General features: G+C 33.0%; 2 protein-coding genes. Both read left to right on the forward strand.

Going from position 1 to position 998, the window contains the following annotated elements; all coding sequences use genetic code 11:
• Window positions 1-312, forward strand: a 312-nt coding sequence (locus JJQ98_RS08760) for a hypothetical protein (protein WP_247596744.1), incomplete at its 5' end; no start/stop codon positions are given.
• Window positions 309-998, forward strand: a 690-nt coding sequence (locus tag JJQ98_RS08765) for a hypothetical protein (protein WP_210670821.1), incomplete at its 3' end; no start/stop codon positions are given. The genes JJQ98_RS08760 and JJQ98_RS08765, both read left to right, overlap by 4 nt.

Genomic DNA, 998 nt, shown 5'->3' on the forward strand with positions numbered 1-998 from the left:
AATGTCATAGAGAATAAGTATGGGCTTAAAACTTCTAATCAACTAAATAAGGCGGGCTATAAAGAATTTAAGAATAGTAAAAATGTCTATTGGGCTAGAGATAGCAAACAAATAAGAGAGATTTGGGACGATATTACAGAAGGGGCAGAAGTTTTACAAGATGCGGGACCTGATAGCTATGGATATATGATTAAAAGGAGAAACCTTAGTGATGGAACAATAATTCAGCTAAGAAAGAAATCCGATTCGGGTGGCTCAACAATAGAAATAAATAGTAAAACAAAAATCCACAACATAAAGGATAAAAAATGAGATATAGAATACTCACGCACACACAAGATTATCTATTTTTAGAGCTTCCTGACGAAATTTGCAAGCTAATGAAAAATCATCAAAAAACACCTTACGATTTAGAGTTTGAATTATTCTTGCAGATTCCAAACCTTACAAAAGTAGATATTTTGGAGTATTTTGAAGAAAGTATTTTAGATTTAGCAACAGGATACTCTGGTAATGGTATAGAGCTAGATTCTTTGTTTTTGGAATTTTTATTTGATAGCACCAATGTAACGGCAGGTAATTCTACTAATCCTACTTATATTAGCGAATTTATAAATGTTATAGGACAACTCTTCCTAGCAGGATATATTGAGTTTGGTATGTGTGGTTTGCAGAATAAGCAAGAGAATTTACTTTCAAATCAAGGTAGCGATAAATACCAAGCGTGGATACATTTTAGGGATAATTTTTTCTATGCAGGTGCATATTATAGGGATATAACAGAAGTTAGAGAAAAATACCCCAATATGAGTGATGATGAGTATATTTATTCCACTTGGGACACACCACAATATTGGGATAGATATAGATTTTGGGTGGCAAGAACTCCCAAAGGCACAAAATACTTCAACGAAATCCTATCCCCTAGATTCTATAACAAATACAAAGATTTAGAAGTAGAGATAGATTCTAAAGGCAATGTTATTCGTTGGATAGGG

The sequence above is a fragment of the Helicobacter pullorum NCTC 12824 genome, assembly GCF_017979475.1.
GTDB lineage: Bacteria > Campylobacterota > Campylobacteria > Campylobacterales > Helicobacteraceae > Helicobacter_D > Helicobacter_D pullorum.